The organism is Flavobacterium luminosum (genome assembly GCF_023635005.1).
GTDB lineage: Bacteria > Bacteroidota > Bacteroidia > Flavobacteriales > Flavobacteriaceae > Flavobacterium > Flavobacterium luminosum.
In genome coordinates this window covers 28,629-44,166 of record NZ_JAMLJM010000003.1, presented here as the reverse complement: position 1 = coordinate 44,166, position 15,538 = coordinate 28,629, and the positions used below count along the sequence as shown (strand labels likewise).

General features: G+C 36.0%; 15 protein-coding genes. 5 read left to right on the top strand and 10 right to left on the bottom strand.

What is annotated here, in order from left to right; all coding sequences use genetic code 11:
* Positions 1-98 precede the first annotated feature (98 nt).
* Entirely contained in the window at positions 99-2,888 is a 2,790-nt protein-coding gene (uvrA, locus tag NAT50_RS05235) for an excinuclease ABC subunit UvrA (RefSeq protein ID WP_250592107.1), read from the bottom strand.
* A gap of 244 nt (positions 2,889-3,132) precedes the next feature.
* Here uvrA and NAT50_RS05230 point away from each other — a divergent pair, with 244 nt between their 5' ends.
* Together NAT50_RS05230 and NAT50_RS05225 are read left to right on the top strand one after the other, a co-directional pair.
* Positions 3,133-3,717, top strand: a complete 585-nt coding sequence (locus tag NAT50_RS05230; protein WP_250592105.1) for an RNA polymerase sigma factor — start codon at positions 3,133-3,135, stop codon at positions 3,715-3,717.
* A gap of 50 nt (positions 3,718-3,767) precedes the next feature.
* Positions 3,768-3,911 carry a hypothetical protein gene (locus tag NAT50_RS05225; RefSeq protein WP_250592103.1) on the top strand — a complete coding sequence of 48 codons (144 nt, stop codon included), beginning with the start codon at positions 3,768-3,770 and terminating at the stop codon, positions 3,909-3,911.
* Between the two features lie 29 nt (positions 3,912-3,940).
* Here NAT50_RS05225 and NAT50_RS05220 read toward each other — a convergent pair whose 3' ends face one another.
* Complete coding sequence (locus NAT50_RS05220) at positions 3,941-4,600, bottom strand: endonuclease III domain-containing protein (protein WP_250592102.1); 660 nt, start codon at positions 4,598-4,600, stop codon at positions 3,941-3,943.
* Between the two features lie 32 nt (positions 4,601-4,632).
* On the opposite strand from NAT50_RS05220, the gene bcp reads away from it, so the two are divergent.
* Entirely contained in the window at positions 4,633-5,085 is a 453-nt protein-coding gene (gene bcp, locus NAT50_RS05215) for a thioredoxin-dependent thiol peroxidase (protein WP_250592101.1), read from the top strand.
* Positions 5,086-5,118: 33 nt separating this feature from the next.
* Here the strand turns inward: bcp and NAT50_RS05210 are convergent, their stop codons facing one another.
* Positions 5,119-6,591 carry a TonB-dependent receptor gene (locus NAT50_RS05210; RefSeq protein WP_250592100.1) on the bottom strand — a complete coding sequence of 491 codons (1,473 nt, stop codon included), beginning with the start codon at positions 6,589-6,591 and terminating at the stop codon, positions 5,119-5,121.
* Positions 6,592-6,677: 86 nt separating this feature from the next.
* Here NAT50_RS05210 and NAT50_RS05205 point away from each other — a divergent pair, with 86 nt between their 5' ends.
* Together NAT50_RS05205 and NAT50_RS05200 are read left to right on the top strand one after the other, a co-directional pair.
* On the top strand, positions 6,678-7,442 hold the full coding sequence (locus NAT50_RS05205) for an MBL fold metallo-hydrolase (RefSeq protein WP_250592099.1): 765 nt from the start codon (positions 6,678-6,680) through the stop codon (positions 7,440-7,442).
* Between the two features lie 3 nt (positions 7,443-7,445).
* The gene (locus tag NAT50_RS05200) at positions 7,446-7,913 is read left to right on the top strand and encodes a hypothetical protein (protein WP_250592098.1); all 468 of its coding nucleotides are present in this window, start codon (positions 7,446-7,448) and stop codon (positions 7,911-7,913) included.
* Between the two features lie 38 nt (positions 7,914-7,951).
* Here the strand turns inward: NAT50_RS05200 and NAT50_RS05195 are convergent, their stop codons facing one another.
* The 7 genes from NAT50_RS05195 to NAT50_RS05165 form a co-directional block, all read right to left on the bottom strand.
* Positions 7,952-8,602, bottom strand: a complete 651-nt coding sequence (locus tag NAT50_RS05195) for an alpha/beta hydrolase (protein WP_250592097.1) — start codon at positions 8,600-8,602, stop codon at positions 7,952-7,954.
* A gap of 1 nt (position 8,603) precedes the next feature.
* Positions 8,604-8,927: a hypothetical protein gene (locus NAT50_RS05190; RefSeq protein ID WP_250592096.1), complete on the bottom strand. Its 324-nt coding sequence runs from the start codon at positions 8,925-8,927 to the stop codon at positions 8,604-8,606.
* Complete coding sequence (locus tag NAT50_RS05185; protein WP_250592095.1) at positions 8,927-10,180, bottom strand: dihydroorotase; 1,254 nt, start codon at positions 10,178-10,180, stop codon at positions 8,927-8,929. The genes NAT50_RS05190 and NAT50_RS05185 overlap by 1 nt, the downstream gene beginning before the upstream one ends.
* The gene (locus tag NAT50_RS05180) at positions 10,177-12,105 is read right to left on the bottom strand and encodes a vWA domain-containing protein (protein WP_250592094.1); all 1,929 of its coding nucleotides are present in this window, start codon (positions 12,103-12,105) and stop codon (positions 10,177-10,179) included. The genes NAT50_RS05185 and NAT50_RS05180 overlap by 4 nt, the downstream gene beginning before the upstream one ends.
* Before the next feature lie 61 nt (positions 12,106-12,166).
* Entirely contained in the window at positions 12,167-12,709 is a 543-nt protein-coding gene (locus NAT50_RS05175) for a DUF4442 domain-containing protein (RefSeq protein WP_250592093.1), read from the bottom strand.
* A gap of 70 nt (positions 12,710-12,779) precedes the next feature.
* A complete protein-coding gene (locus NAT50_RS05170; RefSeq protein WP_250592091.1) occupies positions 12,780-14,126 on the bottom strand; it encodes a DEAD/DEAH box helicase in 1,347 nt (448 codons plus the stop codon).
* Between the two features lie 312 nt (positions 14,127-14,438).
* Positions 14,439-15,536: a glycosyltransferase family 2 protein gene (locus tag NAT50_RS05165; protein ID WP_250592089.1), complete on the bottom strand. Its 1,098-nt coding sequence runs from the start codon at positions 15,534-15,536 to the stop codon at positions 14,439-14,441.
* Positions 15,537-15,538 lie beyond the last annotated feature (2 nt).

The window sequence follows — 15,538 nt, the reverse complement described above, 5'->3', positions numbered from 1 at the left end:
TTTATACCAAACCAACCTAACCAATTTCTATTATAATGGACGATCCATTATGTGTTGAAATTTCATAATAGTACTTCAAATTCTGTGCCACAAATGGGTTAAATCAGCTTTTCTTTTAAATATTTACCGGTAACGGAATTTTTATTTTTACAAATTTCCTCTGGACTACCAAAAGCGAGTAATTGCCCTCCGTTTTCTCCTCCTTCCGGTCCTAAATCGATAATATAATCAGCACATTTAATTAAATCTAGATTATGTTCAATCACAATAATCGAATGGCCTTTTTCGAGTAAGGCCTCAAAAGAGGCTAATAGTTTTTTAATGTCGTGAAAGTGTAATCCGGTAGTGGGTTCATCAAAAATAAACAAAGCCTTGTCTTTGGTTGTTCCTTTTACTAAGAAAGAAGCCAGTTTAATTCGTTGCGCTTCACCACCAGAAAGGGTAGAAGAAGATTGTCCTAGTTGGACATATCCTAGACCTACATCTTGCAAAGGTTGTAGTTTCTGTATGATTTTAGTCTGGTTCTTTTCTTTAAAGAACGCAACGGCTTCATCGATAGTCATCGTCAAAATATCATCGATGTTTTTACCTTCGAATTGTACTTCGAGAATCTCTTTTTTGAATCGTTTGCCGTTACAAGTTTCACAAGGTAAAGACACGTCGGCCATGAAAACCATTTCTACCGTAGTGCTTCCTTCACCCTTACAGGTTTCACAGCGACCACCATCGACATTAAATGAAAAATGTTTCGCTTGATACCCTCTATTTTTAGATAATTTCTCTTTCGAAAACAAATCTCGGATATCGTCATACGCTTTTATGTAGGTTACCGGATTAGAACGGGAACTTCGACCGATTGGATTTTGGTCTACAAATTCGATGTGTTTGATATGCGAATAACTTCCTTGTAACTCGGTAAACTGACCGGCTTTTTCTCCTACGCCTTCCAATTGTTTTTGTAAAGCCGGATATAATATTTTTTTAACCAAGGTACTTTTACCGGAACCCGAAACACCCGTTATTACCGTTAAGACATCCAAAGGGAAAGTAACATCTATGTTCTGTAGATTGTTTTCTCGAGCTCCGATAACGGCAACACAATTTTTAAACTTACGTCGTTTGGCTGGAACTGCAATTTCCAGTTTACCATTCAAATATTGAGAGGTTAACGAATTGGACTGTAAAATTTCATCGTATGTTCCTTGAGCGATTAATTCTCCTCCATAGGTTCCGGCTTCCGGTCCTATGTCTATAATCATATCTGCCGCTTTCATGATGTCTTCATCGTGTTCTACGACGATTACGGTATTACCTAAATCTTTTAAAGAAAGTAATACTTTTATAAGTTTTTCGGTATCTTTTGGATGTAATCCAATACTAGGTTCATCTAAAATATACATCGAACCCACTAAACTACTCCCCAGAGAAGTGGCTAGATTGATGCGTTGTGATTCCCCTCCAGATAATGAGGCCGAATTTCGGTTTAACGTTAAATAGTTTAATCCTACATCATCTAGAAAAGCCAATCGATTATTGATTTCGATTAAAAGACGCTTGGCTACTTTTTCTTCGAATTCAGAAAGTTGTAATTCCTTAAAAAACGGAATCAATTTGCGTATTGGTAAATCGACTAATTCCGGTAGTGTTTTGCCGCCTATTTTGATGTAGTTTACTTCTGGTCGTAATCGTTTTCCTTTACAAGCGGGACATTTGGTTTTGCCACGATAGCGTGACAATAATACTCGATTTTGTATTTTATAGTTTTTTTCTTCTAATTCTTTAAAAAAACTATTCAACCCTTGAAAGTACTGATTGCCTTCCCAAATCAACTGTTGTTGTGCTTCGGTAAGTTCATAATAGGGTTTGTGTATCGGGAAATCAAATTTATGACTGTTGTTCACCAATTGGTCTCTATACCAACTCATAGTCTCTCCTCGCCATGGGAAAATGGCATTTTCGTAAACGGAAAGTGCAGTGTTGGGAACAACCAAATCGTGATCTATTCCTATAATATTTCCATAGCCTTCACATTGAGGACAGGCTCCGTAAGGATTGTTAAAACTAAATAAGTGAATATTAGGTTCTAAGAAGGTAAGTCCGTCCAATTCAAAATTACTACTGTAAGTAATCCTTTCAGAAGAATTTACTTCTTGTAGGTAACAAGTACCTTTGCCTTCATAAAAAGCGGTCTGAACAGCATCGGCCAATCGGTTGTAGAAATCTTCTTCATCTTTAACCACGATACGGTCAACAATCAGTAAAATATCTTTGTGGTCAAGCGAATGTTGTTCTATTTCATCCAAACGCAAGGTTTCATTGTTCCTCAAAATTCTGATGAATCCTTGTTGCAGTAAAACTTTCAGTTTATCTTCTAAGGCTCTGCCTTCTTCCAAATGAATAGGAGAGAGGAGCAACCATTTGCTGTTGGGTTCAAAGTTTTTTACATCGTTAATAACGTCGGTAACGGTATCTTTTTTTACTTCTTTACCGGAAATAGGAGAAAAAGTTTTTCCAATGCGGGCGTAAAGTAATTTCAAATAATCATAAATCTCAGTAGAAGTACCCACAGTAGAACGGGCGTTGGTGGTATTTACCTTTTGCTCTATAGCTACTGCCGGTGCTATGCCTTTAATGTATTCTACTTTAGGTTTGTCGAATCTTCCTAAAAACTGACGAGCGTAACTCGATAAACTTTCCACATACCGGCGTTGTCCTTCTGCATATAGGGTATCAAATGCCAAACTCGATTTTCCGGAACCGGATAAACCCGTTATGACAACCAATTGGTTTCTTGGAATGGCAACATCTAGATTTTTTAAATTGTGGATTTGAGCGCCTTTAATCAGTATGTTTTTCTTAGGATCAAGAGTCGTAATATCAGTAATCATATACTCATAGCAATTTTGACAAAGTTAGTCATTAATCCACTTTTTTACGAGTAAAGAAGCCCATTTTTAATTTTAATAAATTTTAAGAAATGTTTAAAAAATCAAATTTTTGTTGTTTTTGTAAAAAAAATAATAGTAAATTTGAATTTCTAATACCAAAACGATACGCTTATAGAACAACAATACTTTTTTAAAGCGAAATATTCTCGCTAAAGATTAACACCAAAATTTAAAAAGTATTGTTATGGCTATTACTCAACTTCCTGACGCTTTATTAGTTAAGAGTTACATTGACGGCAATGAAGAAGCATTGGCAATTTTAATTAATAGACATCAATCTAAGATTTACGGATTTATTTATTCTAAAGTTTCGGATAAAGATCTGGCCAATGATATCTTTCAAGATACCTTCATTAAGGTAATTAAAACCCTCAAAGGGAATTCCTATAATGAAGAAGGAAAGTTCTTGCCTTGGGTGATGCGTATTGCTCACAATCTAATCATCGATACTTTTAGAAAAGATAGAAAAATGCCTTTTTTTCGTGAGACAGAAGAGTTTTCTATTTTTTCTGTGATGACGGATAACAGCCCTAATATTGAAAATCAGATTATTTTAGAACAAGTAGAGAATGACTTGCTAAAACTTATCGACGAATTACCGGCCGATCAAAGAGAAGTATTGGAAATGCGTATCTATCAAGATATGAGTTTTAAAGAAATTGCAGACCTGACCGGAGTGAGTATTAATACTGCTTTAGGTAGAATGCGTTATGCTTTGCTTAACTTGAGAAGAATTATAGAAAAAAATCAAATAATTTTAACCAATTAAACAATAAAGCGTTCTACTGTACGTTATTATATAAAATTTAATAACAAAGTATGGCGAAACTTTACACTGAAGAAAAAAATGTTACTACCGACATGTATCCAAAAAAAGAAACTATTGATTTTATTTTAAGCTATTCAAAAGCTTTGAAAATTGTACAGGTAGGAACTGAAAAAATGGAATTACATTCCAACTAAGAACACTAACAATCAATGAAAAAACGTCCTTATCGGACGTTTTTTTTATAATAGGCTTTCAGGACTTCTTGTCTTCCTATCGTTTTAGTAATGATATCTTTTTCTAAATCCCAACCTCTGGCTGGAGAATATTCTCGTCCGTACCAAATGATCTGTAAATGCAAATCATTCCAGCATTCCTTTGGAAACAATCGTTTGGCATCGGCCTCTGTTTGTTGTACATTTTTTCCATTGGACAAGTTCCAACGGTACATTAAACGATGAATATGGGTGTCTACAGGGAAAGCTGGAACCCCAAAGGCTTGGCTCATTACTACACTAGCCGTTTTATGTCCTACTGCCGGCAAAGCTTCCAAGTCTTGAAAACTTTGCGGAACCTCTCCGTTATGTTTTTCAATTAAAATTTGCGATAAACCATGAATTCCTTTCGATTTCATAGGAGAAAGTCCACAAGGTTTAATGATTTCCTTAATTTCTTCCACCGACAGTTTTACCATATCAAACGGATTATCAGCTTTGGCAAACAAAAGAGGAGTAATTTGATTGACTCTTACATCAGTACATTGCGCAGATAATAATACGGCGATGAGCAAGGTATACGGGTCTTTATGATCCAGCGGAACCGGAATACTAGGGTATAATTCTTTTAACGTATTTATAACAAATGATACTTTCTCTGCTTTGGTCATTTTAGTACTTTTAGGATAACAAATATACAGTTATGACAACACTTAAGAAAGGTGATTCTGCACCAAATTTTTCAGCATTAGATCAAGAGGGTAAATCCCATTCTTTATCCGATTATAAAGGGAAAAAATTAGTCGTTTTCTTTTATCCTAAAGCAAATACGCCAGGTTGTACCGCTGAAGCATGTAATTTAAGCGATAATTACGAGCGTTTTGAAGCGAACAATTATGCTTTGTTAGGAGTAAGTGCTGATTCTGCTACGGCACAAGCTAAATTTAAAGCTAAATATAATTTTCCTTTTCCTTTATTGGCCGATGAAAACAAAGAGGTGATCAACGCTTTTGGAGTTTGGGGTCCTAAGAAATTTATGGGTAAAGAATACGATGGGATTCACCGTACCACTTTTATCATAGACGAAAACGGAATTATTGAAGAAGTAATTACCGATGTGAAAACGAAAACACATACCGATCAGATTCTAAAATAAAAAAAAGCAGGTTTTAAAAAACCTGCTTTTTTGTTATGTAGTTTCTGTAGCAACAGAATTACGTTCTTTGTAACCAAATAAATGGTCACGTTTAATCAGTTCTGCAACCCCTTCCGGAAGCATGTCTTCCCATCCGCTTTGACCGGTACAAATCATTTTTAATACCTCTCTTGAGAAGATTTTCAAGTGCGATTTGTCAAAATCCGTAATGTCGATTACTTTTCCATTGTATGCAAAGAACTTATACAATTCTTTCATGCGTGGATGTACTTTAAGGTTCTGAGAAGTTAAGATGGTTCCGTCTTCATCTTCCATTGGGTACAAATATACTTTGAGGTCTCGGTAGAAAAGTTTACCAAAAGCTTCCAAAATACCACCACTCAAATGACGGTAGTACTTCTCGTCAAAAATATCTACTAAGTTATTTACACCTAACGCAAGACCCATTCTTTCTTTAGAGTAGTTCGAAAAATATTCTACTACTTTGTAATATTCCTGAAAGTTTGAAATCATTACCGTTTGCCCTAATGAACATAACAATTCAGCTCTGTCCATAAAGTCTCTTTCGTCAATTTCTCCGTCGCTGCGAAGATTCGAAAGGGTGATTTCAAAAACGACTAAGGTGTTTTCTTTTTTTACTTTATTTTCATCAATGAACATCTGAAGTGATTTCTCATACATGTCCATATTTACCTTGGTCACCGGACGAAAACTTCCGCGCAGGGCCAAAATGTTTTTCTTGTATAAAACAGCTGCCGGTAAAATATTTTTTCCGTTAGGATCAAACATTACGGCATCAGTCATTCCGTTTTTAACCAACTGTAAACTCATCAATCTGTTGTCTACATCAGCAAAACGAGGTCCTGCAAAGTTGATTGTATCAATTTCTAGTTGGTCTTTATCGATATGGTCGTACAAATAACGCAACAAGCGTTTAGGATCGTTATGTTTGTAGAAGGCACCGTAAATTAAGTTTACCCCAAGTTTTCCTAGCGTTTCTTGTTGCAAACGCGCATCGGTTTCTTTAAAACGGATGTGTAATATAATTTCGTTGTATGCCTCGTCTGGTTCTACCTGAAACACGATTCCTACCCAACCGTGTCCTTTATATTGTTTCGCAAAATCGATGGTCGCCACCGTATTGGCGTAACTGAAAAATAATTTGGTGGGATGTTTTTCTCTATTCAGACGTTGTTCCACCAATTTAATTTCATGATGAAGCATTTTTCGTAAGCGAGGTTCTGTTACATAGCGTCCATCGTCTTCAGTTCCGTAGATAGCGTCACTAAAGTCTTTATCGTAAGCAGACATTGCTTTGGCTATAGTACCGGAAGAACCACCGGCTCTAAAGAAATGACGAACTGTTTCCTGACCTGCACCAATTTCGGCGAAAGTACCGTAAATGTTTTCGTTTAGATTGATTCTTAGAGCTTTATCACTGATGGAAGGAATGGTGGCAATATCTTTGTCACCTTTCAGTTTTATTTCGTTTTCGGGGTTTTTCATCTTCATTAACTAAATACCGTACAAAGGTAGTGAAAGCGTTATTTTTTATCAAATATTATTTACTTTTGTAAAAAAGCATTACCCAATTGAAAATTTATTTTTTAGGTACTGGTACTTCACAAGGAATTCCTGTAATAGGAAGTCATCATTCCGTATGTTTGAGTGACGATCCAAAAGATAAACGTTTACGTGTATCTGTTTGGATTGAGTGGGACGATTATTCGTTTGTGATTGATTGTGGTCCCGATTTTCGTCAACAAATGCTCACTTCTAAATGCCACAAAATTGATGCCATTTTATTTACACACGAGCATGCCGACCATACGGCTGGATTAGACGATATTCGGCCTTTTTTCTTCAAGCAAGGAGAAATCCCTATTTATGCGCATCAGAGGGTATTGAAAAATCTGGAACGACGTTTTGAATATATTTTTGAAACCGAAAATAAATATCCCGGAGCGCCAGGCGTTGAAGCTTTTGAAGTGGTGAATAACCAAAACATAACGATTGGAGAAAAAACCATAGTGCCCATTAATGCCATGCATGGTAATTTGCAGGTGTTTGGCTATCGTTTCGATCGTGTGGCGTATTTAACAGATGTAAAAACGATTACTGCAGAAGAGGTAAAGAAACTTCAAAATTTAGAGGTTTTGGTGGTTAATGCCCTGCGGGATGAGCCTCATGATACGCATTTTAATTTGGAAGAGGCTTTAGATTTTATCGCTTTGGTAAAACCGAAGAAGGCTTATTTGACCCATATCAGTCATATTTTTGGGTTCCATGAAGCAATACAACAACGATTACCTGAAAACGTTTTTTTAGCGTATGATAATTTAGAAATCAATTTATAGTTTATGAGAAAGTTACTTTTGTATGGATTTATTTTTTCAGTGTTAGTGAACATCTTCCAATACATGTATGCCACTAAGCGTGCGGGTTATGAAGCGGAAGGGCACGAAAAATATAAAACAAAGATGAAAGATACGATAGCCAAAATTATGGCTGAGAAAGAAGAAGGAGATTATTTTTCATTGGCGCACAACGATAACGCTCTGAATTATTATGAGGGTATCGACGTGAATCAAATGATGCCAAAAATAAAAGAACAACTCTTAGAATTGAATAACAATCCTAAAGGGAATCCTTTAATCTCTTACGATGGAATGGTAATTAATAAAGTTCGCTTTTTAAACCATCGTTGGATTATTGCCGATTTTACGGGAACATCTGGGTGGGGGGAAGTGATTATCAAATACTTTATTGAAGATAGCGGAAAAGCGACTTTCGAACCTGCAGAAACAGTATTGTATCCTCAAAACTAATACATACAAAAAAAGCTGTCTATTACGACAGCTTTTTTTTATTTTGTTTTTTCCAACCAATTTCTGAAATCATAGAAATTTTGTGGAGCCACTCCATGACCAACGGGGTATTCCAAGTAGATGTTTTCAATGCCTAATTCATCTAAAACGGGTTTGGCTTTGCGTGCCCAAGTCACCGGAACTACTTGGTCTACGGTACCATGAGAGGCAAATACTTTCAAATTTCCAAAGTCGTTAGCGACAAAATGTTCTACCGCAATTTCTTCATTAAAATAGCCGCTCATTCCAACCATACGTTGTACTTTTTCAGGGTAGGATAAGGCTATGGCATAACTCAAAATACATCCCTGACTGAATCCGATTAAAGTCACTTGATGGGCATCGATAGGATAATGAGCAACCAACTCATCAATAAAAGTAACAATCAAATCACGGGAAGTACGGGCTTGATCTAAATCTGAGAATTTCTTTTCATCGGCATCAAAATTAATGGCATACCAAGCAAATGCTTTCGGCATCAGTTCGTATGGGGCTCTTGCCGAAATAACATAATATTCCTCGGGTAATTCTGAGGCAAACGAAAACAAATCTTCTTCGTTACTTCCATAACCGTGTAGTAACAGCAACAGCGGATTTTTATCTAATTTTACTTTAGGTTCTCTGACCAAATGATATAATGAAAAGCTCATTTTAAATGTTTTTGAAGAATTTTTGAAATAAGTTGCCTAAAAGCGGAATCGTTTTTGTTTCCCCTTTAACAGCGGTAAACATTCCGTACATGGCCAATACCGATATACCAATCCACATCGACATTACTGCCATGGGGATATAGAAATTGGATAAAAGTAACCCTAAGGCAATAAAGGTAATTGTGAGTCCTAAACCTTGACGGATGTGAAAAGAGGCGAAGGCTGTTTTGTCCTGACCGCTATTCATCGATAAAGCGATTAGTGGACCGACTAATAAAATATAACTGATAATTGCGGGTGTTTTTCCTTGAATGTTTTCTTCCATTATTGTAATTCTAATTTTCCTTGATTATAAATTCCGTAGGCTTTTCCTTTCATAGGACAGCCTAAAAAAGCTGAGTTTTTCGATTTGGAAAGGATGTTTTCAGAGCCAAATGTCCAATCTCCTTCGGGATTAAATAAAGTGATGTTGGCGGTTTGTCCTTCTGCAATCGATGGTGTTTCTATACCGAAGACTTTTCTTCCAGCCGTTAATTTTTCTATGATTAAATCCGTTGGTAAAACGGTCTGTAAGGCACCAAAAGCACTTTCTAATCCCAATGTTCCGTCTTTGGCTCTATCGAATTCTAATTTTTTGAATTCAATATCTATCGGATTATGGTCTGAGGTAATACAGTCTATCGTTCCATCGGAAACGCCTTCTAGCAGCGCTTTTCGATCTTCTTCGGTTCGCAGCGGTGGACATAATTTGTAATTGGTATCAAAACCGTGCAACACACTGTCGTTAAAGACCAAATGATGTACCGTAGTGCTACAAGTCACTTTTAGACCTTTGGCTTTGGCTTCACGGATTAAGGCAACCGATTGGGCACTCGAAATAGTAGGAAGGTGCAATTGCCCTCCAGTATATTCCAAAAGGAACAAATTTCTAGCCACGATTAATTCTTCTGCTAGGGCTGGAATGCCTTTAAGGCCTAATTGTGTAGCGTTTACCCCTTCGTTGACAATACCTTTTCCTTTGATGGTGCTGTCCTGCGAGAAGGCAATGACTTTCCCGTCGAAATCTTGAGTATACTGCAACGCAATTTTTAATAAATTGGCATTGTCGAGATTTTTGTTGTAATCACCAAAGGCTATGGCTCCGGCATTTTTCATATCAAAAAGTTCTGCCAATGCTACCCCTTCACTGTTTTGAGTCAGCGCACCAATAGGGTAGAGCGCCGTACTTTGGTTTTGCGCTTTTAGTTTAACAAAAGCAATTTGAGATTGGTTATCTAGCACCGGCAACGTATTAGGTTGTAAGGCAATGCCTGTAAAACCTGATTTTGCGGCAACTTGCAAGCCATGACTAATGGTTTCTCTTTCTTCAAAACCGGGTTCTCCTAAAGAAACACTGGTATCAAACCAACCCGTAGAAACGTGTAGGTTTTCTAATTCAACTATCGTAAAACCTTCTTCATTGGGTAGAGCAGTACCAATTTTTTCAATAGTGCCGTTACCGATTTTGAGGTCGACAGTTTGATGGTTCCATGGGTTTCCAGCTTCAATGATTCGGGCATTTTTGATAATTACGTTCATTTTATAAATTTTTGAATGAAGATTTCTGCGATGATAAAAATCAGAGTGAGTATCAAAAACCATTTCCAGATTTGTGTATCGGTACGTTCTACTTGTAATGTGTTATAAAAGTTTTCCACACTGTCTACAGTACTGGCGGTTTTAGGAATTTCAAGATCGGTTTCAGTGAGTTGACTTTCTTTTCGGTCAAAATTGAAACTTAAAGAACCAATGGCTTTTTTGTTTTGGATTAAAGTATAATTTCCTGCTTTATGCGGATAATCTCCCGAAGTGATTTTTACTTTGTCGTCCATGATTTGTTGCATGGGGATAAAATCTTCCTCGGCAGATTGTATCGAAATGACTTCGTCCTTGGAAGCTTTGGTGGTTACAAAAACCGACTCGCCACTACCAATGGTTTCATATTGCACTCCGTTTTTGTTTTTATTGATTCCCATTTTGTAAAACGTAGGAACAATGAGCGGTGAATTTTGAAAGTTACTGTTTTGTTTGTTGATTGGCGCCGAAAACAAGTACAAAGCTCCCGAGTTTTTATAGACCGTAGCCAGAAAAGCCGTTTGGTCTTCATAGCTTATGGCTTGCGGAGCCGCTGTTTGCCAACCAAATTGTTGTTGGGTAGTGGGATATTGAAAATTAGAAATTTTCTTTTCAAAAACGTTAGCAAACAATGGATTGGAGAAGTTGATTTTGGTGATTTTTTTCTCCTGACTTTGAACGGCAGTCAACTGAATTTTTCCAAAATTGTTAAGGAAACTATTTAGGTTGCTGAGATCATTTTTTTCGGAAGGGATTACAATCAAATTGCCTCCTTTGTCGACAAATTGTTTTAAATTGGTGTGCATGGCCAGCGGAATCGATTCCAATTCATTCAGAATGATGGTCTGCTGCTTTGCCAAATCGCTGTAGTTTAGTGACTGTAGTGTTGTATTTATGTATTTGAATTCGGGTTGGGTGTAAAGGCGCGATAGGAAATTGGCTTTTTCCGGCGCTCCAATACTCAACACAGGGATTACTTCAGGTTTTGATAATTGGAAGTAAAACGTATTGTCGAATAGTAAACTATTGTCATTGAGGGAAATATAGCCGTTAAAATCGTTTTTAGGAATCGTAAAAGTCAACACCTGTTTACTTTGGTTGAGCTTCATGATGGCCTTGGCAATTAATTTATCCTGATTGTACATCGCTACCGGAATCGATTTCTCCGCTTGAAAATTAGAAGAAACCTGAACGCCTACTTCGTAAAAATTATCTAAAGTTTGTGCCAAAAACACACTGTCGATAGTGATGTTCTCTCTATTTTCGGCTTTGGGAACCACAAAATACGTTTTAGTATTTTCAGGCAATTGCTCCAAAGACTTGGTGTCTAGACCAATCCCATCGGTAATAATCAGAATATCTTTTCCTTGATTACTATTGTGTGATTTTACTTTAAGTAAGGCATTTTCCAAAGAAAACGGAATGGGACTGTAGGATAGTTTTTGCAGGTCTTTTTCGATAGCGGTAATATTAGTATTCCAAAAATCATCACTATTGGTCACTACTGAGATGGGTAATGCTTCGGGCGTATGCGCTAAAAGATCCTGAACCGCTCTTTTGAGTAATTCGCCCTTTTGACCTTTGGCCTGCATGCTGAACGAATTGTCTACTATAATGAATAACTCATTGTTTTTTGACTGACTGTCTTTGGCTTCAAAGAACGGCTGAGCAAATGCTATAATCAATGCCGTAAGCAGCAGTAGGCGGGTAGCCAAAAGCAAGTATTTTTTTATCGAAGCACTTTTGCGACTCTGAATGGACAGTTCTTTCAGGAGTTTTACGTTGGTAAAATATTCTTTTTTAAATCTTCGTAATTGAAATAAATGCACCAAAACCGGTATCACCAGCAAGAAAAGGAAATAAAGAATTTCAGGGTGTTTGAATTGCATTTTCTGAAAGGTTTGTCAAAGATAAATAAAATTAGGGTAAATCGTAAAAAGTTATTCGTTTTTACTCTTGGGTTTTAAGTGTTTTGTCGGAAGACTTATTTTTTCTCTTTTCCTTGTAATAGTCTTTGTCGGCAATATAAATCGTTTTGGTGACTTCACAAAAAACCACATCACCCGATTTGTTGGTAATGTAAGTCGTTTTATGATGTTCGACTTCTTTGTCTTGTTTTACTTTTTGCAGAATTTCGTTGATTTCTTCTTCCGAAAATTCAAAAGTAGCATACATATTTTCGCGGGCAGGACGTTTGAATCGAATGTGAGCTGCTTTGTCCCAAACAATATATTCTTCTTTGAAAATAGACATCAATTGAATCATCGGAATAGGATCGACCGCAGCAAAGAGACTTCCACCAAAGATAGAGCCTACGTAATTTCTGTTTTTGTAGCTTAACGGGATTTTGATGTGAATCGTTTTTAAATCCTCCGACACGTGGGTAATTCGTGCCGTACTGCGACGGTACATGGGAGAGAGGTTGAAACCTAATTTGAACAAAGTAGCTTCTTTTATAAACTTACGGGCGATTTTAGCGGCTGTTTGATACATTATGATGCTATGTTTTAACGATAAAAATACAAAAAGAATCCCCAATCTTACGATTGAGGATTTTTTTTGGTTATTTCTTTTTCTTTTTTTGTGCTCTTTGGCGCTCTACCGCTCTGTTTCGAGGGGCCGTTTTTCGTGGCGTTCGTTTCCCGGGACCTCCAAGATTCACTTTTTTATTCTTTTCTGATTTTTCATGAAAGGCACCATTTTCACTGAGTTTCGGTTTCTTCAGTAAAAATTTGACTTTCTGTTTTTCTTTTTCTGGACCAATCAATTGGGTAGAGATTTCTACTTCGCCAGGAAGATCTAGGATAGGAATTTCCAACTCCATGAGCAGCTCCGCATCAATTTTAATGTCTTCTTCGCGAGGGGCTATAAAACTAATAGCAATACCACTGGCATCGGCACGACCGGTACGACCAATACGGTGAATGTATTGCTCCGGAATTTCGGCCATTTCAAAATTAATCACGTGCGAAATGTTCGAAATATCCAATCCACGCGCCATGACATCGGTAGTAATTAAGCCGCGAAGGGTTCCGTTTTGAAAATCCTGCATGGTGAGCAAACGGTAATTTTGAGACTTATTGGAGTGAATAACACCAAATTGTCCTGGAAAATCCGCGTCTATTTTATCGAAAAGCATATCGGCAATCTTCTTATTGTTCACAAAGACCAATATCTTTTCCAAGGTTTTGTCAGTCTTTAGTAAATGCTTCAATAAGTTGACTTTGGTATTGAAGTTGGGAACATGATACGAAAGCTGTTGTATTTTTTCCAACGGTGTTCCCGAAGGTGCTAAAGAGACTTCCTCCGGAAAATCGAAATAATCGTTTAAGATTTCGTCTACTTCATCGGTCATCGTAGCAGAGAACAAAATATTTTGACGTTTGTTTTTGAGCATTGCCAATATAGACGTCAATTGCGGACGAAAACCTAAATTGAGCATTTCATCAAATTCATCAATGACCAACTTGGTCACTTCCTGTAAGGTTAAGACACCGTCTAAGGCCAAATCCATGACTCTTCCCGGGGTTCCCACCAAAACATCGATACCCTGATAGACTTGATTTTTTTGGGTATTGATATTCACTCCACCGTAAATCCCTAAGGTTCTTACGGACATGTATTGGGTTAGTTTTTCGACTTCTTCCACTACCTGTACGACCAATTCGCGGGTAGGGACCAAAATCATGATTCTGGGATTATAGGTGTTTACAAACTTGTATTGTTTTAGTAAAGGCAAAAGATAGGCAAAGGTTTTCCCTGTACCCGTTTGGGCAATACCCATCATATCTCGACCCGACATGATTACCGAGAACGATTTTTCCTGAATAGGGGTAGGGGTGGTTAACTGTAAATCGTCTAATGCCTTTTGTAAGGATTTAGGAAGATTGAATTGCTCGAACGTTGCCATTATGGTTTCAATTTTTTGCAAAGGTAGAGTTTAAAATTTAGAATTGTCTATTATATACCTTACTTGATTAAAAATAATGGAAAGTAATAGGGTTTTAGGGTTCAGTTATCAGTGTTCAGCTATCAGGATTCAGTTTTGAAGTATTAACTAATGCGCCAAGCACATAAACCTACCTTTACGTAAAACTTTTTTAAGAAGTTTGATTTCAAATTTATAGTGAAAAATAGTGTTTTTAATTTATAAGTAAAAAAGCTTGTTTTGTTTTTAAAGTATTGAATTTTAGTTTTTAATTAAAATGTTGAAAAGAGTTGATTACATTATTTTATAGTAAGTCTTATTTATTTTATTGAAGGATTTTTGATAAATAAATTTATAGACTTTAAAAAGTAGCTTTAAAAAAAAATTTCTATTGCCGTAAAAATTTAATATTAAAATTGATTTTTCATTTTTCTTGTCTAAGATGTAATTTAATATGAAAATCTTTTTTTCAATTTTCTTATTCAGTTTAACAACATTTCTTTCGACGATTGTTGTATCAAAACATGTTTTAATTTTTTTAAAAGTTTCTTTTTTGTCAAGATTAATACCACTATTAAATAATTCTAACATGTACATTTTTAAAAAGAGGATGTAGATTCCAATTAAATCTTTTGTTTTTGAATTGTTACATTTTAGATAGTATTTTTCATAAACTTGTTCTATTATAATTAGGTAGTCGAAAATATTCTTTTCTCTAATGTTTTTTGTTATTGAATTTTCATTATGAACGTTATAATAATAAGTTGTTTTATCGGAACAAAAAACAGTATTTGCAAAAAACATAGTTTCGAAATACCATAACATGTCTTCATGTAGTATTCCAGTGTAGAATTCTAAATTATGATTTTTTAAAAAATCCAAACGATACAAACGATTTTGTGCTATACAAGTTGTGCCTTTTTCAACCATAAATTGAATGAAATAGTCATCAATGTTATGAAGTATTTCATTTTTTGGCCATTCATTCAGAAGAAAAGTTACAGGTTTAAATTCTTGACCATTTGTGCATAAAGTTTGACCAATAACAATATCGATATTTTTATTTGATTGAATGATATTAAACAAATCAGATAAAGCATTGTTAGGGATACTATCGTCTGCATCTAAAAAGAAGATGTAATTCGCTTTTGCCAATTTGATTCCGTGATTTCTTGCGTAAGATACTCCTTTGTTTTCTTGAGCTATAAGATGAAACCTAGTATCACCATGTATTTCATCAGTAATGATTTTTTTACTCTTATCTGTGCTTCCATCATCAATTATTATACATTCCCATTCGCTAAAAGTTTGAGATTTTATTGAATTTAATGTGTTTTTTATGAATGATTCTCCATTGAAACAAGGGACTATAATTGAAATAGAAGGTTTCATAT

Bases quoted from the DNA above. Each gene is read 5' to 3' on its own strand.
- uvrA (WP_250592107.1), bottom strand. From the start codon at position 2,888: ATGATTACTGATATTACGACTCTTGATCCTAAGAAAAACATACTGATT.
- NAT50_RS05230 (WP_250592105.1), top strand. From the start codon at position 3,133: ATGGCTATTACTCAACTTCCTGACGCTTTATTAGTTAAGAGTTACATT.
- NAT50_RS05225 (WP_250592103.1), top strand. From the start codon at position 3,768: ATGGCGAAACTTTACACTGAAGAAAAAAATGTTACTACCGACATGTAT.
- NAT50_RS05220 (WP_250592102.1), bottom strand. From the start codon at position 4,600: ATGACCAAAGCAGAGAAAGTATCATTTGTTATAAATACGTTAAAAGAA.
- bcp (WP_250592101.1), top strand. From the start codon at position 4,633: ATGACAACACTTAAGAAAGGTGATTCTGCACCAAATTTTTCAGCATTA.
- NAT50_RS05210 (WP_250592100.1), bottom strand. From the start codon at position 6,591: ATGAAAAACCCCGAAAACGAAATAAAACTGAAAGGTGACAAAGATATT.
- NAT50_RS05200 (WP_250592098.1), top strand. From the start codon at position 7,446: ATGAGAAAGTTACTTTTGTATGGATTTATTTTTTCAGTGTTAGTGAAC.
- NAT50_RS05195 (WP_250592097.1), bottom strand. From the start codon at position 8,602: ATGAGCTTTTCATTATATCATTTGGTCAGAGAACCTAAAGTAAAATTA.
- NAT50_RS05190 (WP_250592096.1), bottom strand. From the start codon at position 8,927: ATGGAAGAAAACATTCAAGGAAAAACACCCGCAATTATCAGTTATATT.
- NAT50_RS05185 (WP_250592095.1), bottom strand. From the start codon at position 10,180: ATGAACGTAATTATCAAAAATGCCCGAATCATTGAAGCTGGAAACCCA.
- NAT50_RS05180 (WP_250592094.1), bottom strand. From the start codon at position 12,105: ATGCAATTCAAACACCCTGAAATTCTTTATTTCCTTTTCTTGCTGGTG.
- NAT50_RS05175 (WP_250592093.1), bottom strand. From the start codon at position 12,709: ATGTATCAAACAGCCGCTAAAATCGCCCGTAAGTTTATAAAAGAAGCT.
- NAT50_RS05170 (WP_250592091.1), bottom strand. From the start codon at position 14,126: ATGGCAACGTTCGAGCAATTCAATCTTCCTAAATCCTTACAAAAGGCA.
- NAT50_RS05165 (WP_250592089.1), bottom strand. From the start codon at position 15,536: ATGAAACCTTCTATTTCAATTATAGTCCCTTGTTTCAATGGAGAATCA.